This is a genomic window from Rhizobium sp. M10 (genome assembly GCF_002531955.1).
Taxonomy (GTDB): domain Bacteria; phylum Pseudomonadota; class Alphaproteobacteria; order Rhizobiales; family Rhizobiaceae; genus Rhizobium; species Rhizobium etli_C.
This window is the reverse complement of sequence record NZ_NWTA01000007.1, coordinates 249,827-273,831: the sequence shown is the minus strand read 5'-3', so window position 1 is coordinate 273,831 and position 24,005 is coordinate 249,827. Positions and strand designations below refer to the sequence as shown.

The following is a 24,005-nucleotide window of genomic DNA, read 5'->3' as shown; positions in this document are numbered from 1 at the left end:
CAAGCTGTCCCTACGTCCGTTCGCGCAGCGGTTCGTCCCATGAGAAAGACACATGCGGATGAAGAGCTCCGTGAAACCGATAGCGCACGCTAGCGGTATTTGGTTGAAGAAAAGGTAACTTACCCCTCGAAATGCAAAGCAACTTCAAGACTTCGAAACAACTGGCGGCCGATCCGCACGAGACGGCGATCGCCGTGCTCGGCTGGCTTGCCGGCGATCCCGACATGTTCGGCCGCTTCCTCGCGCTCACCGGCGTGGCGCCGGAACAGGTGCGCGGCGCCGTCAACGATCCCGGCTTCCTCTCCGGCATGATGGATTTCCTGATGAACCACGAACCGACGGCGATGGCCTTCTGCTCGGCGAGCGGCCTCAGCCCGGAGACGGTGACCGCCGCCTGGCGGCATTTCTCCTCGCCGGGTCTCGATTCCGGGGAATATTGAGCGTGACCGACCTCGATATTTCGCATATCCGCCTCGGCGAGCGGCCGCTGATCGTCTGTGACGTCGACGATGTGGTGCTGCAGTTCATCGATCCGTTCCAGCTTTTTCTTCAAAGCCTGGGTCATGCGTTCCTGCCGCGATCGTTCCGGCTGCACGGCAACATCGTCTCGACAGCGGACGGTGCGGAGATCGAGGGCAACCAGGTCAGCCGACTGATCGAAGAATTTTTCGAAGCGCAGGAACTGTGGCAGACGCCGGTCGACCACGTCGTCGAAACGCTCGGCCGGCTTTCGCAGGCGGCCGATATCCTTTTCCTGACGGCGATGCCGCCACGATTCCAGGATCAGCGCCGCCGCCTGCTGGACAGCGCCGGGCTGGTCTTTCCGCTGCTTGCCACCGAGCAGCCCAAGGGGCCGATCGTCCACGCGCTGCATGCCAGCCGCTCCTTTCCCGTCGCATTCATCGATGATATGGCGCACAATCTGCATTCCGTCAGGGAACACGTGGCCGATTGCCTGCTCATTCATCTGATGCCGGATTCACCGGTCCATCGTTTCGCGCCGCCAGCGGCCGACGACATTACCCGCGCCATCGACTGGGCGCATGCCGCTGAACTGATCGACGCGCATTTCCTTTCCGGCACGTTCAGTCGCGCAATTCCAGCCGCATGAGCGGCCGTCCGTCCTTGCGCCTTGCCACAGTCTCGAAGCCGGCCGCATCAAAGATCGCCGTCGAACCGATGCAGAGCGTCACGGATTTCGACTGCTTCACGTGGTCGATCGGACAGGCTTCCAGCAGCCGTGCGCCCTGGCGCCTGGCGTGATCGATCGCGCCGGCGAGCAGCCGATGGCTCATTCCCTTGCCGCGCAGCCTGGGCAGCAGGAAGAAGCAGCTGACGGCCCAGATCGACGGATCATGCGCATCGCCCTCTTCCAGCGGCCGCGAAACGGTGCGCGGCGAGTTGAACTGCGGCACGTCGTGGCGTGGCCCGACCTGCACCCAGGCGACGGGCTCGCCACCGGCATAACAGAGGATGCCCGGCGGCGGCCCTGCCTCGATCCGCTCTCGCATATGCGCCTTGCGCTCGTCGGCCGCCATTTTCGTCCTCACCGCATGCGGCAGACGCAGCGCCACGCACCAGCAATTGTAGAAAGCGCCCTGCGGCCCGAACAGGGTTTCGAAGTCCCGCCAGCGTTCCGCCGTCACCGGCTCGAAACGAAGATCGTTATCCAAAGGCAAAGCTCCCCCTGCTCTTGAGACTCGTCAGCTTAAGGCGTAGTGTCGCAACGTTCAACCTTTGTTCTCACCATGACGCCCGCGCCTGACAAGACACCCGGCTTCTGTCGCGACTGCCTTGCCGAGCAGAAGGGCGAGGCGCGCCGTTGCGTATCCTGCGGCAGTCCGCGTCTGGTGCGCCATCGCGAGCTCCATGCACTGACACTGGCGCATATCGATTGCGACGCCTTCTACGCGGCTGTCGAGAAGCGTGACAATCCTGAGCTTGCCGACAAGCCCGTGATCATCGGCGGCGGCAAACGCGGCGTCGTCTCCACCGCCTGCTATATCGCCCGCATCCACGGCGTGCGTTCGGCGATGCCGATGTTCAAGGCGCTGGAGGCGTGCCCTCAGGCCGTCGTCATTCGTCCTGATATGGAGAAATATGTCCGGGTCGGGCGCCAGGTGCGGACGCTGATGCAGGATCTGACGCCGCTGGTGCAGCCGCTGTCGATCGACGAAGCCTTTCTGGAGCTTGGCGGCACCGAACGGCTGCATCACGACCCGCCGGCGCGCACGCTTGCCAAATTCGCCCGGCGCGTCGAAAGTGAGATCGGCATTACCGTCTCGGTCGGGCTTTCCTATTGCAAATTCCTCGCCAAGGTCGCCTCCGACCTGCAGAAGCCACGCGGCTTTTCCGTCATCGGCCGCGAAGAAGCGGTCGAATTCCTGGCGCCGCGACCCGTCACCACGATCTGGGGTGTCGGCAAGGCCTTTGCCGCGACGCTGGAAGCGGATGGCATCCGCACCATCAGCCAGTTGCAGCAGATGGAGGAGAACGACCTGATGCGCCGCTACGGCAGCATCGGCCAGCGGCTCGCCCGCCTGTCGCGCGGCATCGACGACCGCGAGGTGCATCTCAACGATGCCGCCAAGAGCGTCTCGGCCGAGACGACCTTCTTCGACGACATCTCGCGCTACGACGACCTGGTGCCGATCCTGCGCAATCTTTCCGAAAAGGTCTCCTGGCGTCTGAAGAAAGGCGACATCGCCGGCCACACCGTCGTGCTGAAGATGAAGAGCGCCGACTTCAAGACGCGCACCCGCAACCGCAAGCTCGAGGACCCGACCCAACTGGCCGACAGGATCTTCCGCATCGGGCTCGAGCTCCTCGAAAAGGAGACGGACGGCACGAAATTCCGCTTGATCGGCATCGGCGTCACCGACCTCGGCGATGCTGCCCGCGCCGATCCGCCCGATCTCATCGACCGGCAATCGGGCCGGCGGGCGGCCGCCGAAGCGGCGATGGACAAGCTGCGCGACAAGTTCGGCAAGAACACGGTCGAGACCGGCTACACCTTCGGCAGCAACAAGCGCGATCACTAAAGCGTGTCGCGATCTTTCAGATAAGCTTCTCACGCTTTAGGTCTTTATTTTCTCGCATGTCTTTATCGCAAAACCGCGCACACTTTTGCGAGACATGCTCTCACACGTGAGGCGGGCAACCGGCTCGGCGCCTATAAAATCTTCCTTAAACTTCGTCCCATAATGTGCCGGACCAGTATTGCGTATGGTTGGGTATCATGGTCTCGCGTTTCGTCTTCGGCTTCGGCTTGCTGTCGGCCACCGCACTCGTGCACCCTGCTTTTGCCGCGGATGTGCGCACGCTGCAGATCTTCGTTTCGAAGAACAAGCAGTCGCTTGCGGTCTATGACGGCACCGAGGTCGTCGCGACCTCGAAGGTCTCGACCGGCAAGGACGGCCACACGACGCCGAGCGGCATTTTCTCGGTGCTCGAAAAGCGGAAATACCACGAATCCAATCTCTATTCCGCCGCCCCGATGCCCTTCATGCAAAGGCTGACCTGGTCTGGCATCGCCCTGCATGAATCGAATTCCGTGCCGCATTATCCGGCCTCGCACGGCTGCGTGCGCATGCCCGGGGCCTTTGCAAAAATGCTCTATGGGATGACCGAGGCCGGCATTCCCGTCATCATCAGCGACGGCGAGCTGGCGCCGCAGCCGATCGACCATCCGACGCTTTTCCATCCCGATGCGCCGGCGACGATGCCGCTGTTTTCGGATCTCGAACTGCGGCCATCCATGCCCGACAGCCCGCAAAAGCCGGTGCAGGTGGCGATGAACGATACCGCCGCTATGCCGATGCCGATGGTGCAGCCGCTTGCAACGCATGAAATCGAGCCGCCAACCGAGCCGATCAGCATGCTCATCACGCGCCGGACGCTGCGCGAGACGGTGATCGACATTCAGACCCTTCTCAACCAGCTCGGCTTTTCCGCCGGCGATCCGGACGGCTTGCTCGGCCCGGCGACCGTACAGGCGGTCACGGCCTTCAAGACGCTGCGGCCGGCGGAATTTGCCGGCGACAGAAGCCTGATCTCCGACAGGCTGCTAAAAGCCGTCTATGCCGCAGCCGGCAAGGGCGAGCCGCCGAACGGCGTCATCATGGTGCGAAAGGCATTTAAGCCGGTCTTCGAGGCGCCGGTGACGATCGCCGATCCGGGGCTGGCGCTCGGCACGCATTTCTTCACCCTGCACGCGGTCGATGAAAAGGCCGGCACGGCGGACTGGCTCGGCATCACGCTCGAAAACAATCTCTCGCGCGAGGCGATGAAGCGGCTCGGGATCAGCAATCAGGAAAGCTCGATCGTCACCGGCAAGCCGATCGCCCGTTCGCTGAGCCGGATTACCATCCCCGACGAGACCCGCCGCAAGATCGACGCGCTGATCGCGCCCGGCTCGACGCTGACGATCTCCGATACCGGCCTCGGCCGGGAGACCGGCGAAGGCACGAATTTCATCACCATCACCCGCGGCTGACGGCCATCACCCCGGGGCGAAGTAGATCACCCTGGGTAAGGTGTATTCCCCAGGGTAATCTACTTCGCCCCCCGGGCGATCCGCGTCGCGATCACACAAGCTCGACGTCGACGACGCCGGGGGCAGCGCGAAGGGCGGCGGCGATCTCCGGGGTGATGCGGTATTTCTCCGGCAGCGCCACTTCGACCTCGCGCTTGCCCTCTTCCTTGATGACGATGAAGGAAACCAGGCCGTCGCCCTTGGCGTTCAGATGGCCGGCGACCATTTTCAGCGGTCCGGAATCTCTGATATAGACGCGCAGCGCCTTCTGCATCTGCAGCGACTTTTCCTCCAGCGACTGGATCGTCTGGATGCGCAGACCGATGCCCTCCGGCCGCTCCTCGCCGGTCGCGGTCAGCAGGAAGGATTTTCCGGACTCCAACATGTCGCGGTACTGGTTCAGCATTTCCGAAAACAGCACGGCCTCGAACTGGCCCGACGAATCCGAAAAGACGATGATGCCCATCTTGTTGCCGGTGCGGGTCTTGCGCTCCTGCTTGGAGATGACGGTGCCGGCAAGGCGCGCATTGGACGCGCCCTGTTTGATCGCTGCGGAAAATTCGGCGAAGGTCTGCACCCGCATCTTCTGCAGGATATTACTGTAGGAATCGAGCGGGTGGGCGGTGAGATAGAAACCCAGCACCTGGAATTCTTTCAGCAGCCGCTCCGAGGCAAGCCAGGGCGAAAACGGCGGCAGGGCAATCTTCTCAGGCCCCGACGTCAGGGTGCTGCCGAAAATATCCGACTGACCGCTCAACTTGTTTTCCTGCGCCCGCTGGGCATAGCCGAGGATACGGTCGAGGCCGGCTGAAAGCTGGGCGCGGTCAGTGCCGAAGCAGTCGAAGGCACCGGCAAAGATCAGGCTTTCCAGCACGCGGCGGTTGACCTGGCGCGGATCGATGCGCAGGCAGAAATCCTCGATGCCGGCAAAGGGCTTGTCGCCGCGCACCTCGACGATATGGTCGACGGCGGATTCGCCGACGCCCTTGAGAGCGGCGAGCGCATAATAGATGCGGTTGTCGCCGGTTTCGAACTGGCGGAAGGAAGTCTGCACCGACGGGGCGATCACCTCGATGCCGAGGCGCTTGGCGTCCTGGCGGAAGTCGTTGACCTTTTCGGTGTTGGACATGTCGAGCGTCATCGAGGCGGCGAGGAATTCGACCGGATAATGCGCCTTCATATAGGCCGTCTGGTAGGAGACGATGGCGTAGGCGGCGGCATGCGACTTGTTGAAGCCGTAATTGGCGAACTTCGCCAGCAGTTCGAAGATATTGTCGGCTTGCGGCTTCGATACGCCGTTCTTGACGGCGCCATCGACGAAGCGTTCGCGCTGCTGGTCCATCTCGGCCTTGATCTTCTTACCCATGGCGCGGCGCAAAAGATCGGCTTCTCCGAGCGAATAACCGGACAGGACCTGGGCGATCTGCATCACCTGTTCCTGATAGACGATAACCCCTTGAGTTTCCTTGAGCAGGTGGTCGATCATCGGATGGATCGATTCCAGCTCTTCGTCACCGTGCTTGCGGGCGTTGTAGGTCGGGATGTTCTCCATCGGGCCCGGACGATAGAGCGCCACCAGCGCGATGATGTCCTCGATGCAGTCCGGCCTCATGCCGATCAGCGCCTTGCGCATGCCGGCACTTTCCACCTGGAACACGCCGACCGTCTCGCCGCGTGACAGCATCTCGTAGGTCTTCTTGTCGTCCAGGGGAATGGCCGCAAGGTCGACACTGATGCCGCGCTTGGCGACGAAATCGACGGCGACCTTCAGGACGGTCAGCGTCTTCAGGCCGAGGAAGTCGAATTTGACCAGGCCCGCCTGCTCAACCCATTTCATGTTGAACTGGGTGACCGGCATGTCGGAGCGCGGATCGCGATACATCGGCACCAGCTTGGACAGCGGCCGGTCGCCGATGACGATACCGGCAGCATGGGTCGAGGCATGGCGGTAAAGCCCCTCGATCTTCTGAGCGATATCGAGCAGGCGCGCGACCACCGGCTCCTTGGCTGCCTCCTCCTGCAGCTTCGGCTCCTCCTCGATCGCCTTGGAGAGCGGCGTCGGATTGGCCGGATTGTTCGGCACGAGCTTGCAGATCTTGTCGACCTGGCCGTAGGGCATCTCCAGCACGCGGCCGACGTCGCGCAGTGCTGCGCGCGCCTGCAGCGAACCGAAGGTGATGATCTGAGCCACCTGTTCGCGGCCGTACTTGGCCTGGACGTAGCGGATCACCTCTTCGCGGCGGTCCTGGCAGAAGTCGATGTCGAAGTCCGGCATCGACACGCGTTCCGGATTGAGGAAGCGTTCGAACAGCAGCGAAAACCGCAAGGGATCGACGTCGGTGATCGTCAGCGCGTAGGCGACCAGCGAACCGGCGCCCGAACCGCGGCCGGGACCAACCGGAATGTCATGCTGCTTGGCCCATTTGATGAAGTCGGCAACGATCAGGAAGTAGCCGGGAAAGCGCATGCGTTCGATGACGCTGAGCTCGAATTCCAGCCGCTCGCGATAATCCTTTTCCTCATAACCCGGCGACATGCCGAGGGTCGAAAGCCGCATGTCCAGCCCTTCGACCGCCTGGCGGCGCAATTCGCCCGCCTCGGCGCGTTCGGCCTCCTCGGCGTCGTCGGTCGCACCCGTGAAGCGCGGCAGGATCGGTTTGCGCGTCTTCAATACGAAGGAGCAGCGCTTGGCGATCTCGATCGTGTTCTCCAGCGCTTCCGGCAAATCGGCAAAGAGCTTGGCCATTTCGGCGCGGCTCTTCAGGTAATGATCCGGCGTCAGGCGAAAGCGGCTGTCGTCGGAAACGATGGCATTATGGGCGACGGCCATCAGCGCATCATGGGCGTCGTAATCATCGCGTGTCGGAAAGAAGGCCTCGTTGGTCGCGACCAGCGGCAGATCGTGGGCATAGGCGAGCCCGATGATCTTCTGCTCGTGCCGCTTGTCGTAGGTGCCATGCCGCTGCAGCTCGACATAGAGCCGGTCGCCGAAGAGACGCTTGAGCATGAGCAGCCGCGCTTCGGCCTGGGCGGAATGGCCCTCCCTGATCGCCCCGTCGACCGGCCCCGTCAGGGCGCCGGTCAAGGCGATCAGCCCTTCCGTGCCCGCCTCCTCCAGCCAGGAGGATCGGACATGGACGGCCTGATTGCCTTCACCGCCGAGATAGGCGCGGCTGATGAGGTCGACCAGCCTTTCGTAACCGGCCTCCGTCGCTGCGAGAAGAACGATCGACGGCAGCTTGACCAATGCCTGCTGGCCGCCGCGTTTTTCGGTCTCCAGCCCGTCTTCCATGTCGATCGAGACCTGGCAGCCGATGATCGGCTGCAGCCCGTCGTCCATTGCCTTCTGCGAGAATTCGAGGGCGACGAACAGATTGTTGGTGTCGGTAATGGCGATGGCCGGCTGATTGTCTCCGGCCGCCTTGTAGAGAATCTTCTTCAGCGGCAGCGCGCCTTCGAGAAGCGAATAGGCGGAATGGACTCTCAGGTGAATGAAGCCCGGCGTGTCGCCGATCACCTCACCCGTCGAAGCCTTTACCGTATCCGCCATGACATGCCTTCCCAATCACCGAATGAATCAGACGCATTGTCGGCATGGAGGGCAATGATGTCCAGAAGAAGTCCGGTGTTCGAACCACATGATGGCCATGCAGTCCCCTGAAAACTTTAGATCGCGATGACGATGAGCGAGAAGCTGGCAACGAACATTGCGATGGAGGTGAATGCTGCGATATCACGGATCATGTCAGTCATTTGGCTCTCCTTTACTCGTTATGTTTTCAATTTGTTCGATCTATGTTCCGATGTCAACAGGAATCTTTTCCTTCCTGCTTGCGTTTGAAAAACACCCCGGCGACGCAACGATTCGGTGAAAGCTTCGGCGACGGGCTTGAGATGCCGAGCCGCGGCCTCGCCGGCCCCGGTGCCGCAAAGAACGTGGACACATCCCGCCGACGACAAAGGCTCCCCCGCATTTGTTCTGTTTATGTTCTGCACATCCTGCTATATCCCAACTGATGAGTCAGGAGGACCCTATGCCCGAGACAGCGATGCTGAACGAATTCGTCGTCGAAGCCAAAGCTGCCAGCTATGTCGGCGGCGGCGTGCCGCGCCCGCCCTGCCGGCCGGGGTCTCACGATATCGGCTATGAGCGCGGCGACTGGCGCTATCTCGACAGCTATTTCGGCGGCACCGACTTCGCCGGACAGGAGGTGGTGTGGTTTGCCGACGAGCCGATCTGGGCGATGAATTATTTCGGCTGGGTCATTGCGCCCGATCTCATCGATGCCAGCGCAGCGGGAACTGTGATCAAGGCGGCGCTTTCTGCCATGTACCGGCAGGGCCGCTTTCTCGGCGGAATGGAATTCGACCATCCGTTCGGGCGCTATGTCGATCGCAGCGAAGGCGGCTGTGAACGGTTCAGCGGTCATGAATGCATCGTGGTCGACGGACGGAAGGCTTACGCGCTCGACTATCGCGGCGGCCTGATCATCCCCTGACGGATCCGGAGGCGGGTCGATTCGAACCTGCCGCCAGACGCGTCATCTCTTCGTCTTTATCCCGGAACCGCTGCGCACGTCCGGGCGACATCGATCAGAAATCGACGACCTTGCCGTCGGAGATCGTCACGCGCCGATCCATGCGGCGGGCGAGTTCGTGGTTGTGCGTGGCGATCAGGGCCGCGAGGCCGGACTGGCGCACCAGGGCCTCCAGCGCGTCGAAGACGTAGCTTGCTGTTTCCGGGTCGAGATTACCGGTCGGCTCGTCGGCCAGAAGCAGGGTCGGCGCATTGGCGACGGCGCGGGCGATCGCAACGCGCTGCTGCTCGCCACCTGACAGTTCGGCCGGGCGGTGCGAGCCGCGATGGCCGATGCGCATATAGTCGAGAAGCTGGCCGGCCCGCTCTCCGGCTTCCTTCCAGGACAGGCCGGCGATCAGCTGCGGCATCATGATGTTTTCGAGCGCCGAAAATTCCGGCAGGAGGTGATGGAACTGATAAACGAAGCCGATCTCGCGGCGACGGATCGCCGTGCGCTTCTCGTCACTCAGCCCGTCGCAGGCATGGCCGTTGATGGTGACTTCGCCGCCGTCGGGATGCTCGAGCAGACCGGCGACATGCAGCAGCGTCGACTTGCCCGTGCCCGAGGGCGCGACAAGGGCGACGATCTCGCCTTTCGACAGCGAGAAATCCGCACCCTTCAGGATCGAGAGCAGCGTATCGCCCTGCCCGTAATGGCGCTCGACGCCGGTAAGCTTGAGGACGACGTTGCGATTCATGAATGCGGCATTCCTTATTCGTAGCGCAGGGCCTGCACCGGATCGAGCCTGGAGGCGCGCCATGCCGGGAAGATGGTGGCGATGAAGGAGAGGCTGAGCGCCATGACCACGACCGAAATCGTTTCGCTGAGATCCATCTCCGCCGGCAGCTGGCTGAGGAAATAGACCTGCGGATTGAAGATCACGGTGCCTGATATCCAGGAGAAGAACTGGCGGATGGATTCGATGTTGACGCAGACGAGGACGCCGAGCAGCACGCCGGCGATGGTGCCGACGATACCGATCGCCGCCCCGGTCATGAAGAAGATGCGCATGATGGCGCCGGCGCTGGCGCCCATCGTGCGCAGAATGGCGATATCGCTGCCCTTGTCCTTCACCAGCATGATGAGGCCGGAGATGATGTTCAGCGCCGCCACCAGCACGATCAGCGTCAGGATCATGAACATGACGTTGCGCTCGACCTGCAGCGCCGAGAAGAAGGTCTGATTGCGCTGGCGCCAGTCGGTCAGGTTGATCTGGCGACCGGCCGCCTCTTCCACCTTCGGCCGCAGAGCGTCGATATCATCGGGATGATCGACGAAGAGCTCGATCGACTGCACCAGCCCCGCCGCATTGAAATAGAGCTGCGCTTCCTCGAGCGGCATGAAGATGATCGAGGAATCATATTCCGACATGCCGATCTCGAACAGCCCGGAGATCTTGTAGGATTTGACGCGCGGGTTGACGCCCATCGGCGTGACGTCACCTTCCGGCGAGGTCAGCGTGATGAGGTCGCCGACGCGCAGACCCAGTTGGTCGGCCATGCGGGTGCCGATCAGCACGCCCTCGCCGGAGGCATAGCCCACCATGTCGCCGGATTTGATGTTGTCGGAGATCGTCTTGAGCTTGGTCAGGTCTTCGGCGCGGGCGCCGCGCACCAGGGCGCCGGTGCTGCCGCCGGCCTGGGCGGAAGCAAGCACCTGCCCCTCCACCAAAGGCAGCGCCATCTTGACACCGGGTACGGCTGCAAGCCTGCTGGCAAGGTCGGGATAATCGGTAAAGGGACCATCGACCGGCTGGACGATCATGTGGCCGTTGATGCCGAGGATGCGCGAGACGAGCTCGGTGCGGAAGCCGTTCATGACGGCCATGACGATGATCAGCGTCGCGACGCCGAGCATGATGCCGACGAAGGAGAAGCCGGCGATGACCGAGATAAAGGCTTCCTTGCGCCGGGCGCGCAGATAGCGCCAGGCCACGAGGCGTTCGAAGGTGGAAAATGGCTTGCCAGCCGGACCCAAGCCGGATGTTGAACTCCGGTCCACTGCTGCCTCTGCCATTTCGCCTCCGTTTCCTTAAGCCACGAACCTGTTGATCGCCGCTTCGATGGTCATCGTTTCGCGGGCGCCGGTCTTGCGGTCCTTCACTTCGACCTCGCCGTTCGCGACCGCGCGCGGGCCGGCGATGATCTGGACGGGTACGCCGATCAGGTCGGCGGTTGCGAATTTCGTGCCGGCCCGGTCGTCGGTATCGTCGTAGAGCACATCCTTGCCGGCCTTGGTGAGCGCGGCGTAGATCAGCTCGCAGGTATCGTCGCAGGCCTGATCGCCCGACTTCATGTTGATCACCACGATATCGAAGGGCGCGACCGAAGCCGGCCAGATGATTCCGTTGTCGTCATGCGATGCTTCGATGATGGCGGGAACAAGGCGCGTCGGGCCGATACCGTAGGAACCCATGTGAACAAAGTGTTCCTTGCCATCAGGCCCCTGTACTTTCGCGCCCATCGACTCGGAATATTTCGTGCCGAAATAGAAGATGTGACCGACCTCGATGCCGCGCGCCGAAAGACGCTCGCCTTCCGGAACGGCGTTGAAAGCCGCCTCGTCGTGCATTTCCGAGGTCGCCGCATAGAGCGAGGTCCACTTGTCGAAGATCGCCTTCAGACCCTCGACGCTGTCGAAATCGGTGCCGTCACCGGGAATATCGAAGCCGACGAAGTCCTTGTGGCAGAAGACCTCGGATTCGCCGGTATCGGCGAGGATGATGAATTCATGGCTGAGATTGCCGCCGATCGGGCCGGTGTCGGCACGCATCGGAATGGCGCGCAGGCCGAGCCGATCGAAAGTTCTGAGATAGGCGGCGAACATCTTGTTATAGGAATGCTCCGCTCCTTCGCGGGTCAGATCGAAGGAATAAGCGTCCTTCATCATGAACTCGCGCGAGCGCATGGTGCCGAAGCGCGGGCGGATCTCGTCACGGAACTTCAGCTGGATGTGATAGAGATTGAGCGGCAGGTCCTTGTAGGATTTGACGGAGGAACGGAAAATATCCGTCACCATCTCCTCGTTGGTCGGGCCGTAGAGCATCGGCCGATCCTGGCGGTCCTTGATGCGCAGCATCTCCTTGCCGTAAGCGTCGTAACGGCCGCTTTCCTGCCAGAGTTCGGCCGACTGCAGGGTCGGCATCGAAAGCTCGATGGCGCCGGCACGGTTCTGCTCCTCGCGGATAATGGCGTTGACCTTGTCGAGCACGCGCTTGCCGAGCGGCAGCCAGGAATAGATGCCCTGCGACTGCTGGCGGATCATGCCGGCGCGCAGCATCAACCGGTGGGAGACGATTTCCGCCTCCTTGGGGTTTTCCTTGAGGATGGGCATGAAATAGCGGGACAGACGCATGGCGGATTCCGAAGCAGTTGAGATCCCGCGGAGAACGGAATCGACGGTACATTGGTAATGTGGGAGCGTTCATAGCCGCTTCGCGGCGGGAAGGAAACCCGCAACTGCCGTCGGCCGCCTCCCGGATACGCATGTTCACGCCCGCAAAATGAAAGGGCGTGAAAAAGCGCGTGTTTATAAGGACTTGAACGAAAATCTTGTCAACAGAAATATTTTGCTAGAGTGTAGCAAAAATGCAAAAAAAGCTAATGACAAAGCCCAATGTTTGAGCTAGCTTTAGCTCACAAAACAGGCAGGAAGCTAAATTCTTGCCGAATTCGCGGTCAAGTCTTGGGAGGATCAGATCTTAGGCGCGCTCGTCGCAGCCCCGGCAACGGTTACAGATCACGCGATACTTAAAACAAGGCTTTCAGCCTTGTTTTTTTTTGGCTTTTGCCTCCCATCCCAACCAGAAACGAGATCGCCTTCCGTAAGGAAATGCGCCCTCATTCCGTTAGGCGAGCTCTTTGCCGCAACAGCATGACGCCGATATGACGAAATCGATTTTTTGTGAGTTTTACATCTGCCCAAACTTTGAGCAAAAGCTACTTCAATAGAAGCTAGGCCCTAGTTGTGGAAGGGCGTCGAAGCCCCAGCCGAAATAGGTGTCGCAGACATACCAGAGGCCGTAGATCAGAGCCGAGATCAGCGTCGTCAGCGAAAAGACGAAGCCGGCGCGAAAGCGGGTGGGCGCGCTGGGAACGGTGCCGAGCACGATATCATCGTCTTCCGCCTGGGTGCGCAGGCCGATCGGCAGGACGGCGAAAAGCGTCATCCACCAGATGATGAAGTAGACGGCAAATCCCTGAAGGAAGATCTGAAGCATTATGGTTCCCGGTGATGTCGCGCCGCCATGTGGCGAAGCCGTCCTCTCACTTTCAATTGCGCGCCTTTATACGGCGGAATGGCGGCCAATTCAAAGCGAACGAAACATTTCGCCGCCTTCGGGTCACTCTGCCGCAGCGCAAGCACTTCACATGAATTGGGTTCAGGCCTGTTCAAGCTCGATCAGCGTGCCGAAGAAATCCTTGGGATGCAGAAAGAGCACCGGCTTGCCATGCGCGCCGGTCTTCGGCTGGCCGTCGCCCAGCACCCGCGCCCCCGCCTCGACCAGCCGGTCGCGGGCGAGGATGATATCGTCCACTTCATAACAGATGTGGTGCATGCCGCCGGACGGGTTCTTGTCGAGGAAGGCTGCGATCGGCGAGGCTTCCCCAAGCGGCTCAAGCAGTTCGACCTTGGTGTTCGGCAATTCGACGAAGACGACGGTGACGCCGTGTTCCGGCAGCGCCTGCGGCTGCGACACGGCAGCGCCCAGCGTATCGCGATAGGCGGCCGCGGCCGCCGTCAGGTCGGGGACGGCAATGGCGATATGGTTCACCCGGCCGAGCATGATCAGACCTTGGTGACGAAGGCGGTAACGACGGGCTTCTTGCCCCAGCTCTGGTTGGCAGCGGCGCGGATGGCGCGACGAACGGCCTCCTGCAGCATGTCCAGATCCTTGCGGCGGGCGCGCGGAATGCTTTCGATGGCGCTGATCGCCGCGTCGAACAGCGTATCCTCCATCTCATCGCCCTCGTCGTCATAAACAGGCAGGCCGATCGAGACGAGATCGGGATCGCCGACGATATCATAACGCGCGTCGAGCACGATGCTGACCGCGACATGGCCGACATAGGAGAGTTTCTTGCGCTCGCCGATCCCCATCTCCTCGAAATCGCCGATCAGCATGCCGTCCTTGTAGATGCGGCCGTGCGGCGCTTCGCCGATCACCTCGACCGGACCGGGCGCCAGCCGGAGGATATCGCCGTTGCGCACCCGCGGGACGATCGAAATGCCTGATTGCTCGGCAAGCTCCTTGTGCGCCGTCAGATGCGTCGCCTCGCCATGCACCGGCACGACCACCTTCGGCCGCGTCCACTCGTACATGCGCTGCAGCTCATTGCGGCGGGGATGGCCGGAAACGTGGACCAGCGCCTCGGTATCGGTGATGATGTGCACACCCTGCTCGACGAGGCCGTTCTTGATGTCCTGGATCGCCTTCTCGTTGCCGGGAATGGCCCGCGAGGAAAAGACGACGATATCGCCCGCCGCAAAGGCTACATTGCGCATTTCGTCGCGGGAGAGCTTTGCAAGCGCTGCCCGCGCTTCGCCCTGGCTGCCGGTCAGGATGACGACCACCTTGTCGCGCGGGATATAGCCGTATTCCTCCTCGGAGATGAAGGGCTTCACGCCCTCCATCAGGCCGATATCCTGAGCGACGTCGACGACCCGCTTCAGCGAGCTGCCGAGCAGCAGCACTTCGCGGCCGGCCGCCTCGGCAGCCTCGGCGACGGTGCGGATGCGGCCGACATTCGACGAGAAGGTGGTGATCGCCACCCGGCCTTCGGCATCTTCGATGATCTTGCGGAGGCTTTCCGAGACATCCTTTTCGGAGGGCGAAACACCGTCGCGCAGCGCATTGGTGGAATCGCACATCAGCGCCAGCACGCCCTCGTCGCCGAGCTGACGGAACCGCGTCTCATCGGTCAGGGGGCCGAGCGAGGGCTCGTGGTCGATCTTCCAGTCGCCGGTGTGGATGACGTTGCCGGCCGGTGTGCGGATCATCAGCGACATCGGCTCGGGGATCGAATGGTTGACGGCCACACCTTCGATGCTGAAGGGGCCGACATTGATCGTGTCGCCTGCCTTGAACGGCGTCACCGGCACTTCGCCGATCCTCGCCTTCTCGAAATTGCGTTTGGCTTCGAGCAGACCTGACGTAAAGGCCGAGGCGAAAACCGGCACGTTGAGACCGGGCCAGAGATCGGCAAGCGCGCCATAATGATCTTCATGGGCATGGGTGATGATGATCGCCTTGAGGTTCTTGCGCTCGCTGGCGAGGAAGCGGATGTCGGGCAGGACCAGGTCGACGCCCGGCAGATCCGGGCCGGGAAAGGTGACGCCGCAATCGACCATGATCCACTGGCGATGCTCGGGCGGGCCGTAGCCATAGAGAGCGAGATTCATGCCGATCTCGCCAACGCCGCCCAGAGGCAGGAATACCAATTCGTCCTGTTTCGCCATAATTTTCGTTTTTTCCGCTATCCAAAAAACACATCACCGGCGGCAATGGGCATAATCCTGCCAGCGCCGGTATCGAGCATCAACAAGCCATTATCATCAATTCCGGCGAATTGGCCGGAAATCGATCGGTCCGGTAAATTCACCGTGATCTTTTCGCCGATGCCGCAGGCGATGGTGCGCCAGCGCGCCGTGATCTCGGCAATGCCGCGGCCCTGGTCCCATTGATCGAGCACATCCGCCATCGCCGCGAAGAGATGGGCGAAGAGCTCATCCGGCGAAGCCGCGCTTGCATGCTGACGCAGACAGGTGACGGGATAGAGCGGATTATCCGGCATGACCGAGACATTGATGCCGATGCCGACGATCAGCGCGTAGCGGCCGTCCGGCAACTGCTCGCCCTCGACGAGGATGCCGCAGGTCTTTTTCCGGCCGATGAGAATATCGTTCGGCCATTTGACCTCGAGCGGTTCGGCGCCCGGCGGCAGCACCTGGCGGATCGCCTGGTGCACCGCAACGGCAACCGCCAGCGGCAGCGAGCCGAGGCGCTCCATCGGCGCCGGGTCGATCAAAAGGAGGGAAGCGTAGAGATTGCCGCGTTCGGACACCCAGAGGCGGCCGCGGCGGCCGCGGCCGCCGGTCTGCCTCTCGGCCGTCACCCAGAGATTTCCGGGATCGCCCGCCCGCGCCCGGGCGAGGCATTCGCTGTTGGTGGACGATGTTTCCGACAGCGCCTCGTGCCTGAAATCGCCGAGCGATATCCGGCGCCGTCTGTCGGAAACCATTAGAAGAGCGTCGCGGCGGCAAGCTCTGCCGCACCGCCGATCGGCCCGCCGATGAGCACATAGGCAGTGACGAAGAGACCGGAAAGACCGAAGACCAGACGCAGGGCGCCGGAGACCCGGGCGAATTCGCCGGTCGCCTCATCGAACCACATCAGCTTGATGACGCGCAGATAATAATAGGCGCCGACGACCGAGGCGAGAACGCCGATGATGGCAAGCGCATAAAGCTTGGCTTCGATCGCCGCAACGAAGACGAAGTACTTGGCGAAGAAACCGGCGAGCGGCGGAATGCCGGCGAGCGAGAACATCAGCGCCGTCAGCACCACGGCCATGAACGGGTTGGTCGCGGAAAGGCCGGCGAGATCATTGACGTCTTCGACGACGGTGCCGTCCTTGCGGCGCATCGACATGATGATCGCGAAGCTGCCGAGGGTCATGACCATATAGATGACCATGTAAAGCATGACGCCGGAAACGCCGGTCTGGTTGCCGGCGGCAAGGCCGACCAGCGCATAGCCCATATGGCCGATCGAGGAATAGGCCATCAGCCGCTTGATGTTCTTCTGGCCGATCGCCGCAAACGAGCCGAGCAGCATCGAAGCGATCGAGATGAACACGACGACCTGCTGCCAGTCCGCCAGAACCGGCTGGAAGGCGGTGATGACGATTCGGGTCATCATCGCCATGGCGGCAACCTTCGGGGCCGCGGCCAGGAAGGCGGTGACCGGCGTCGGCGCGCCTTCGTAGACGTCTGGCGTCCACATGTGGAAGGGAACGGCCGAGATCTTGAAGGCAATGCCGGCGAGGATGAAGACCAGGCCGAAGACGAGGCCGAGCGACCGTGCGCCCTCGACGGACAGCGCCTGGGCGATTTCGGAGAAATGGGTGTGGCCGGTGAAGCCATAGACCAGCGACATGCCGTAGAGCAGCATGCCGGAGGAAAGTGCGCCGAGGACGAAATATTTCAGGCCGGCTTCGGTCGACTTGAGGCTGTCGCGGTTGATCGCGGCGACGACATAGAGCGCCAGCGACTGCAGCTCCAGCGCCAGATAGAGTGAAATCAGGTCGTTGGCCGAGATCATCAGCAGGATGCCGAGGGTCGCGAGCACCAGCAGAACCGGGAACTCGAACTTGTCGAGCTGGTTTTCCCGGGCGTGGCCCATCGTCATGAACAGGGCGACCAGCGAGCCGATGAGCGCCACCAGCTTCATGAAGCGGGAGAAGCCGTCGGCCATGTAGACGCCGCCATAGGCAAGGCCTTCGGCCGGCACGAAGAGCAGCCACAGGCCGGAGGCCAGCAGCAGCACGATGGCGAGGCCGGTGACGACGAGGCCCGACCGCTCGCCTGAGAAGACGCCGACCATCAACAGGACCAGGGCGCCGACCGCGAGGATCAGCTCCGGCGCGGAAAGATGCAGACTGAGGAGGATTGTTTCAGCGGTCATGTCCGATAAGTCCCGTCATCAATTCATAGACAGCGCAACATTCTGCGCTGCGTGCACGGCGGCCGTGTAGTTGTTGACCAGCAGATCCACCGAGGCGGCCGTGGCATCGAAGACCGGAGCCGGGTAAACGCCGAAGAGGATGGTCAGTGCGACCAGCGGGTAGAGGATCAGCTGTTCACGCGGCGAAAGGTCGAGCAGCGCCTTCAGCTTTTCCTTCTCCAGCGCGCCGAAGATCACCCGGCGATAGAGCCAGAGCGCATAGGCGGCCGAAAGTATGACGCCGGTGGCGGCAAAGAGCGCGACCCAGGTGTTGACCCGGAAGACGCCGATCAGCGTCAGGAACTCGCCGACGAAGCCCGAGGTGCCGGGAAGCCCGACATTGGCCATGGTGAAGACCATCATGGCGACGGCATATTTCGGCATGTTGTTGACGAGACCGCCATAGGCGTTGATCTCGCGGGTATGGGTGCGGTCGTAGACGACGCCGACGCAGAGGAAGAGCGCGCCCGAGACGATGCCATGCGACAGCATCTGGAAGATCGAACCCTGAACGCCCTGCATGTTGGCGGCGAAAATGCCCATGGTCACGTAGCCCATGTGCGCCACCGAGGAATAGGCGATCAGCTTCTTGATGTCGTCCTGCATCATCGCCACCAGCGAGGTGTAGATGATGGCGATGACGGACAGGGCGAAGACGAGCGGCGCGAAATAATCGGACGCCACCGGGAACATGCCGAGCGAGAAGCGGATGAGACCGTAGCCACCGAGCTTCAGCAGGACGCCGGCCAGGATCACCGAGCCGGCCGTCGGCGCCTGAACGTGGGCATCCGGAAGCCAGGTATGGACCGGCCACATCGGCATCTTCACCGCGAAGGAGGCGAAGAAGGCAAGCCATAGCCAAGTCTGCAGCGCCGGCGGGAACTTGTAGGCGAGCAGCGCGGTGATGTCGGTCGTTCCGGCCTGCCAGTACATCGCCATGATGGCGAGCAGCATCAGCACCGAGCCGAGCAGCGTATAGAGGAAGAACTTGTAGCTCGCATAGACGCGGTCCTTGCCGCCCCAGACGCCGATGATCAGGAACATCGGAATGAGGCCCGCCTCGAAGAAGACGTAGAAGAGCACGATATCGAGCGAGACGAAGACGCCGACCATCATCGTTTCCAAGATGAGGAAGGCGATCATGTATTCCTTCAGGCGCTTCTCGATCGAGAGCCAGCTCGCCAGCACGCAGAAGGGCATGAGGAAGGTCGACAGGATGACGAACAGCATCGAGATGCCGTCGACGCCGACATGGTAACCGATGCCGGTGCCGAGCCAGTCATGCTTTTCGAGCATCTGGAAGCCCGGATTGGCGTTGTCGAAGCCGACCCAGATGACGAGGGAAACGACGAAGGTGAAGACCGTGGTGATCAGCGAGATCCACAGCACGTTCTTGCGGCCGGCTTGGCTCTCGCCGTTCATCAGCAACAGGAGCACCACGCCGACGAGCGGCAGGAAGGTGACCGTTGAAAGAATAGGCCAATCGGTCATCAGAAGGAACTCCCGAGCATCATCCAGGTAACGAGCGCCGCAATGCCGATCAGCATGGCGAAGGCGTAGTGATAGAGGTAACCGGTCTGCAGGCGGACGACGCGGTCGGTGACGGCGACGACGCGGGCGGCCACGCCGTTCGGGCCGTAGGTGTCGATGACGCCGACGTCACCCTTCTTCCACAGGAAGCGGCCAAGCGCTCTGGCGGTGCGGACGAAGAGGAAGTCGTAGAGTTCGTCGAAATACCACTTGTTCAAGAGGAACTGGTAGAGCACCCGATGCTGCTTGGCGAGGACGCGCGGCGTCTGCGGCGAGCGGATATACATGTACCAGGCGGTGACGAAGCCGAGCACCATGGCGATGAAGGGGCTCAGAGCCACGAGCGCCGGCACGTGGTGGAACTCTTCGACGAGTTCGTTCTCGGCGCCGGTAAAGAGCGCGCCCTTCCAGAACTCGGCATATTCCTCACCGTAGAACCGGCCTTCGAAGAGCACACCCGCCAGCACCGCGCCGATCGCCAGCAGATAGAGCGGCACCAGCATGACCTGCGGCGATTCGTGAACATGGTGCATGACCTCGTGCGAAGCGCGCGGCTTGCCGAAGAAGGTCATGAAGATCAGGCGCCAGGAATAGAAGCTCGTGAAGAGCGCGGCGATGACCAGCATCGAGAAGGCAAAGCCGGCGACCGGCGAGTGCGAAGCATAGGTCGCCTCGATGATCACATCCTTGGAGAAGAAGCCGGCAAAGCCGATCGGCGTGAAGGGAATGCCGACGCCGGTGATCGCCAGCGTGCCGATGATCATCAGCCAGAAGGTCACCTTGATGTGCGGCCGCAGGCCACCCATGTAGCGCATATCCTGCTCGCCATCGACGGCGTGGATGACCGAGCCGGCGCAGAGGAAGAGCAGCGCCTTGAAGAAGGCATGCGTGAACAGATGGAAGATCGCCGCGCCATAGGCCCCTACCCCGAGCGCCACGAACATGTAGCCGAGCTGCGAGCAGGTGGAATAGGCGATGACGCGCTTGATGTCGTTCTGCACGAGGCCGACAGTCGCCGCGAAGAAGGCGGTGATCGCGCCGATCACGGTGACGACGACGAGCGCATCGTGCGACAGTTCGAAGAGCGGCGACATGCGGGCGACGAGGAAGACGCCGGCGGTGACCATGGTGGCGGCATGGATGAGGGCCGAGACCGGGGTCGGGCCTTCCATGGCATCCGGCAGCCAGGTGTGGAGCAGGAACTGTGCCGACTTGCCCATGGCGCCCATGAAGAGCAGCAGGCAGATGCCGGTCAGCGCATGCGCCTTGTCGAGCTGCATGCCGAAAAGGTTGAGGATCACTTCGCTCGCCTCGCCGCCGCCTTCATGCGGGGCGAAGTTCGAGGCATTGGCGAAGATCGTATCGAAGTTGATCGAGCCGAACAGCACGAAGACGCCGGCAATACCGAGCACGAAGCCGAAGTCGCCGACGCGGTTGACGATGAAGGCCTTCATCGCCGCGGCCGTCGCCGAGGGCTTCTTGAACCAGAAGCCGATCAGCAGATAGGAGGCGAGACCGACGCCTTCCCAGCCGAAGAACATCTGGGCCAGGTTGTCGGCCGTCACCAGCATCAGCATGGCGAAGGTGAAGAGCGAGAGATAGGCGAAGAAACGCGGGCGATGCGGATCGGTATGCATGTAACCGATCGAATAGACGTGCACCAGCGTCGAGACCGTGTTGACGACGATCAGCATGACGGAGGTCAGCGTATCCACGCGCAGCGACCAGGAGGCATCGATGCCGCCGGACTGAATCCAGCGCAGCACCTCGACCTTGATCGGGCCGCCTTCGGCGTGGCCCATGCCGACGGTGAAGAAGACGTACCAGGAGAGGATGGCGGCGATGATCATCAGGCCGCTGGTGACATATTCCGAAGCCTTGGCGCCGATGGCGCGGCCGAACAGGCCGGCGACGATCGCACCGATCAAGGGAAGAAAGACGATAGCCTTATAGAGGAACATGAGCCACTCAGCCCTTCATCATATTGACGTCTTCGACCGCGATCGAGCCGCGGTTGCGGTAGAAGACAACGAGAATTGCAAGACCGATCGCCGCCTCGGCAGCCGCCACCGTCAGGATGAACAGCGCAAAGACCTGTCCGACGATGTCGTTCAGGAAGGAGGAGAAGGCGACCATGTTGATGTTGACGGAAAGCAGGATCAGTTCGACCGACATCAGGATGACAATGACGTTCTTCCGGTTCAGGAAGATGCCGAAGACGCCGAGCGTGAAGAGGATGGCGCTGACCGTCAGGTAGTGGGAAAGACCGATGACCATGTTCTTTGTTCCTTGACCTGCCTTTAGACGCCCTGCCCGGGCTTGACCGAAACCACCTCGACGGCGGTGGCGGGCGTGCGAGCAACCTGCCTGGGGATATTCTGCCGCTTGATGTTGGTGCGGTGCCGGAGCGTCAGGACGATGGCGCCGATCATGGCGACCAACAGCACCAGGCCGGCGATCTGGAAGAAGTAGACGTAATTGGTGTAGAGCACGTCGCCGAGGGCGGCCGTATTGGTGCGCTCCGTCAGCGCCGGGATCGGCATGGCGACTGATTTGGCGATCTCAGGCGAGATGACGCTGCCGCCGATGACGACGATCAGCTCGGCAGCGAGAATGATCCCGATCAGCCCGCCGATCGGCGCATATTCGAGAACCCCTGCCCTGAGCTCGGTGAAGTCGATATCGAGCATCATCACCACGAAGAGGAAGAGCACGGCGACGGCGCCGACATAGACGACAAGCAGGATCATCGCCAGGAACTCGGCACCGAGCAGCAGAAAGAGGCCGGCCGCGTTGAAGAACACCAGGATCAGGAACAGAACCGAGTGAACCGGGTTCTTCGCCCAGATGACCATGAACGCCGACGCCACCGCGACAAAGGCGAAAAGATAGAAAAATAGAGCCTGCAGACCCATGTTGGTGCCTTTTTCATCTTCCCCCGGGCAGCCGGGAGTTTTTCTGCCCGATAGAGCTTTGCGCGGCTGACCGGCAAAGCTCCTGTGCATATTGACCGCGACAGGAGCAGCAGAGCTCCATCGCGGCATTTCAAAACCCAATCAGCGGTACGGCGAGTCGATCGCGATGTTGCGGGCGATTTCACGCTCCCACCGGTCGCCGTTATCGAGAAGGCGAGCCTTGTCGAAATAGAGCTCTTCGCGGGTTTCAGTCGCGAATTCGAAATTCGGACCCTCGACGATCGCGTCAACAGGGCAGGCTTCCTGGCAGAAGCCGCAATAGATGCACTTCACCATGTCGATGTCGTAGCGCACGGTGCGGCGCGTGCCGTCGTTGCGGCGCGGACCGGCCTCGATGGTGATGGCCTGGGCAGGACAGATCGCCTCGCAGAGCTTGCAGGCGATGCAGCGCTCTTCGCCGTTCGGATAACGGCGCAACGCATGTTCGCCGCGGAAACGCGGGGAGACCGGACCCTTTTCGAAGGGATAGTTGATCGTCGCCTTCTGGCGGAAGAAATAGCGCATCGACAGAAAGAACGCGCCGAAGAATTCCTTGAGGAACAGCGAGTTGATGGAGCTGGACAAGCTTCCCATCTTCAACCTCCAATTTTGCCGGAAACGAGAGCGGGCGTCATCAAGCCCATCCCATCAGTTTCAGCACGAATGCAACGATGATGACCATGGCGAGCGACAGCGGCAGGAAAACCTTCCAGCCGAGGCGCATGAGCTGGTCGTAGCGGTAGCGCGGAACGAAGGCCTTGACCATCGCGAACATGAAGAACACGAAACAGGCCTTCAGCGTGAACCAGATGATGCCGGGAACCCAGTTGAGGATCCAGATATCGACCGGTGGCAGCCAGCCGCCGAGGAAGAGGATCGTCGTCAGCGCGCACATCAGGCAGACGGCCGCATATTCGCCGAGCATGAACATCATGTATGGCGAAGAGCCGTATTCGACCATGAAGCCGGCAACCAGTTCCGATTCAGCTTCCGGAAGGTCGAACGGCGGACGGTTGGTCTCGGCCAGCGCCGAAATGAAGAAGATGATGAACATCGGGAAAAGCGACAGCCAGTGCCAGTCGAGGAACGACGCCGGCAGGCCAAGCATGGTGCCGAGGCCGGTATGCTGCGCATTGACGATATCGGTGAGGTTCAGCGAACCGACGCAGAGAAGCACGGTGACGATGACGAAGCCGATCGAGACTTCGTAGGACACCATCTGCGCCGCCGAGCGCAGCGCGCCGAGGAAGGGATACTTCGAGTTCGAAGCCCAGCCGCCCATGATGATGCCGTAGACCTCGAGCGAGGAGATCGCGAAGATGTAGAGGATGCCGACATTGATGTTGGCGATCACCCATCCGTCGGCGAGCGGTACCACCGCCCAGGTGGACAGCGCCAGAAGCACCGTCACCAACGGAGCAAGCAGGAAGACCGCCTTGTTGGCGCCGGCCGGAATGATCGGCTCCTTGAAGACGAATTTCAGAAGGTCGGCGAAGGACTGGAACAGGCCGAAGGGACCAACGACGTTCGGGCCGCGGCGCAGCTGCACGGCCGCCCAGATCTTGCGGTCGGCAAGCAGCACGTAAGCAATGAAGACGAGCAGGCAGACCAGAAGCAGCAGCGACTGCCCGATCATGATGATCGCCGGCAAGACATAGGTCGAAAAGAAAGAATCCATGGTC

Annotated in this window: 21 protein-coding genes; 5 read left to right on the top strand and 16 right to left on the bottom strand. The window is 61.7% G+C overall.

Features of this window, described 5'->3' with window-relative positions; genetic code table 11:
* Window positions 1–131 precede the first annotated feature (131 nt).
* Both CO671_RS14560 and CO671_RS14555 read left to right on the top strand, forming a co-directional pair.
* A complete protein-coding gene (locus tag CO671_RS14560; protein ID WP_010030555.1) occupies window positions 132–440 on the top strand; it encodes a DUF3572 domain-containing protein in 309 nt (102 codons plus the stop codon).
* Entirely contained in the window at window positions 437–1,111 is a 675-nt protein-coding gene (locus CO671_RS14555) for a hypothetical protein (RefSeq protein ID WP_170964984.1), read from the top strand. Before CO671_RS14560 ends, CO671_RS14555 begins: the two co-directional genes overlap by 4 nt.
* Here the strand turns inward: CO671_RS14555 and CO671_RS14550 are convergent.
* Window positions 1,086–1,673, bottom strand: coding sequence for a GNAT family N-acetyltransferase (locus tag CO671_RS14550; RefSeq protein WP_097606490.1), 588 nt, complete (start codon window positions 1,671–1,673; stop codon window positions 1,086–1,088). The genes CO671_RS14555 and CO671_RS14550 overlap by 26 nt on opposite strands.
* 75 nt (window positions 1,674–1,748) lie before the next feature.
* Here CO671_RS14550 and CO671_RS14545 point away from each other — a divergent pair, with 75 nt between their 5' ends.
* Both CO671_RS14545 and CO671_RS14540 read left to right on the top strand, forming a co-directional pair.
* The gene (locus CO671_RS14545; RefSeq protein ID WP_097606489.1) at window positions 1,749–3,041 is read left to right on the top strand and encodes a DNA polymerase IV; all 1,293 of its coding nucleotides are present in this window, start codon (window positions 1,749–1,751) and stop codon (window positions 3,039–3,041) included.
* A gap of 197 nt (window positions 3,042–3,238) precedes the next feature.
* Window positions 3,239–4,495: a L,D-transpeptidase family protein gene (locus CO671_RS14540; RefSeq protein ID WP_097606488.1), complete on the top strand. Its 1,257-nt coding sequence runs from the start codon at window positions 3,239–3,241 to the stop codon at window positions 4,493–4,495.
* A gap of 91 nt (window positions 4,496–4,586) precedes the next feature.
* Here the strand turns inward: CO671_RS14540 and dnaE are convergent, their stop codons facing one another.
* Window positions 4,587–8,084 carry a DNA polymerase III subunit alpha gene (gene dnaE / locus CO671_RS14535; RefSeq protein ID WP_097606487.1) on the bottom strand — a complete coding sequence of 1,166 codons (3,498 nt, stop codon included), beginning with the start codon at window positions 8,082–8,084 and terminating at the stop codon, window positions 4,587–4,589.
* A gap of 484 nt (window positions 8,085–8,568) precedes the next feature.
* On the opposite strand from dnaE, the gene CO671_RS14530 reads away from it, so the two are divergent.
* Window positions 8,569–9,033, top strand: coding sequence for a DUF5680 domain-containing protein (locus tag CO671_RS14530; RefSeq protein ID WP_097606486.1), 465 nt, complete (start codon window positions 8,569–8,571; stop codon window positions 9,031–9,033).
* Window positions 9,034–9,127: 94 nt separating this feature from the next.
* Here CO671_RS14530 and CO671_RS14525 read toward each other — a convergent pair whose 3' ends face one another.
* The 14 genes from CO671_RS14525 to nuoH form a co-directional block, all read right to left on the bottom strand.
* Complete coding sequence (locus CO671_RS14525) at window positions 9,128–9,811, bottom strand: ABC transporter ATP-binding protein (RefSeq protein WP_097581582.1); 684 nt, start codon at window positions 9,809–9,811, stop codon at window positions 9,128–9,130.
* A gap of 14 nt (window positions 9,812–9,825) precedes the next feature.
* Complete coding sequence (locus tag CO671_RS14520) at window positions 9,826–11,130, bottom strand: lipoprotein-releasing ABC transporter permease subunit (RefSeq protein WP_097581583.1); 1,305 nt, start codon at window positions 11,128–11,130, stop codon at window positions 9,826–9,828.
* A gap of 15 nt (window positions 11,131–11,145) precedes the next feature.
* Window positions 11,146–12,468 carry a proline--tRNA ligase gene (gene proS / locus CO671_RS14515; protein ID WP_097606485.1) on the bottom strand — a complete coding sequence of 441 codons (1,323 nt, stop codon included), beginning with the start codon at window positions 12,466–12,468 and terminating at the stop codon, window positions 11,146–11,148.
* A gap of 589 nt (window positions 12,469–13,057) precedes the next feature.
* A complete protein-coding gene (locus tag CO671_RS14510; protein ID WP_004668399.1) occupies window positions 13,058–13,333 on the bottom strand; it encodes a DUF1467 family protein in 276 nt (91 codons plus the stop codon).
* A 162-nt stretch (window positions 13,334–13,495) separates the two neighbouring features.
* On the bottom strand, window positions 13,496–13,900 hold the full coding sequence (gene mce, locus CO671_RS14505; protein ID WP_097606484.1) for a methylmalonyl-CoA epimerase: 405 nt from the start codon (window positions 13,898–13,900) through the stop codon (window positions 13,496–13,498).
* A gap of 2 nt (window positions 13,901–13,902) precedes the next feature.
* Window positions 13,903–15,573 (bottom strand): ribonuclease J, encoded by a 1,671-nt coding sequence (locus CO671_RS14500; protein WP_097606483.1) that lies wholly within the window; start codon window positions 15,571–15,573, stop codon window positions 13,903–13,905.
* Window positions 15,574–15,590: 17 nt separating this feature from the next.
* A complete protein-coding gene (locus CO671_RS14495) occupies window positions 15,591–16,355 on the bottom strand; it encodes a biotin--[acetyl-CoA-carboxylase] ligase (RefSeq protein ID WP_010029132.1) in 765 nt (254 codons plus the stop codon).
* Window positions 16,355–17,800, bottom strand: coding sequence for an NADH-quinone oxidoreductase subunit NuoN (gene nuoN / locus CO671_RS14490; RefSeq protein ID WP_097606482.1), 1,446 nt, complete (start codon window positions 17,798–17,800; stop codon window positions 16,355–16,357). Before nuoN ends, CO671_RS14495 begins: the two co-directional genes overlap by 1 nt.
* Window positions 17,801–17,818: 18 nt before the next feature.
* Window positions 17,819–19,330 (bottom strand): NADH-quinone oxidoreductase subunit M, encoded by a 1,512-nt coding sequence (locus CO671_RS14485; protein ID WP_097581592.1) that lies wholly within the window; start codon window positions 19,328–19,330, stop codon window positions 17,819–17,821.
* Window positions 19,330–21,330, bottom strand: coding sequence for an NADH-quinone oxidoreductase subunit L (gene nuoL, locus CO671_RS14480; RefSeq protein WP_097606481.1), 2,001 nt, complete (start codon window positions 21,328–21,330; stop codon window positions 19,330–19,332). Before nuoL ends, CO671_RS14485 begins: the two co-directional genes overlap by 1 nt.
* A 7-nt stretch (window positions 21,331–21,337) precedes the next feature.
* Window positions 21,338–21,646, bottom strand: a complete 309-nt coding sequence (nuoK, locus tag CO671_RS14475; RefSeq protein ID WP_049734055.1) for an NADH-quinone oxidoreductase subunit NuoK — start codon at window positions 21,644–21,646, stop codon at window positions 21,338–21,340.
* A 23-nt stretch (window positions 21,647–21,669) separates the two neighbouring features.
* Window positions 21,670–22,284, bottom strand: coding sequence for an NADH-quinone oxidoreductase subunit J (locus tag CO671_RS14470; protein WP_064682221.1), 615 nt, complete (start codon window positions 22,282–22,284; stop codon window positions 21,670–21,672).
* 141 nt (window positions 22,285–22,425) lie between these two features.
* Complete coding sequence (gene nuoI, locus CO671_RS14465; RefSeq protein ID WP_003573902.1) at window positions 22,426–22,917, bottom strand: NADH-quinone oxidoreductase subunit NuoI; 492 nt, start codon at window positions 22,915–22,917, stop codon at window positions 22,426–22,428.
* Window positions 22,918–22,957: 40 nt separating this feature from the next.
* The gene (gene nuoH, locus CO671_RS14460) at window positions 22,958–24,001 is read right to left on the bottom strand and encodes an NADH-quinone oxidoreductase subunit NuoH (RefSeq protein WP_038688207.1); all 1,044 of its coding nucleotides are present in this window, start codon (window positions 23,999–24,001) and stop codon (window positions 22,958–22,960) included.
* Between the last annotated feature and the right edge of the window lie 4 nt (window positions 24,002–24,005).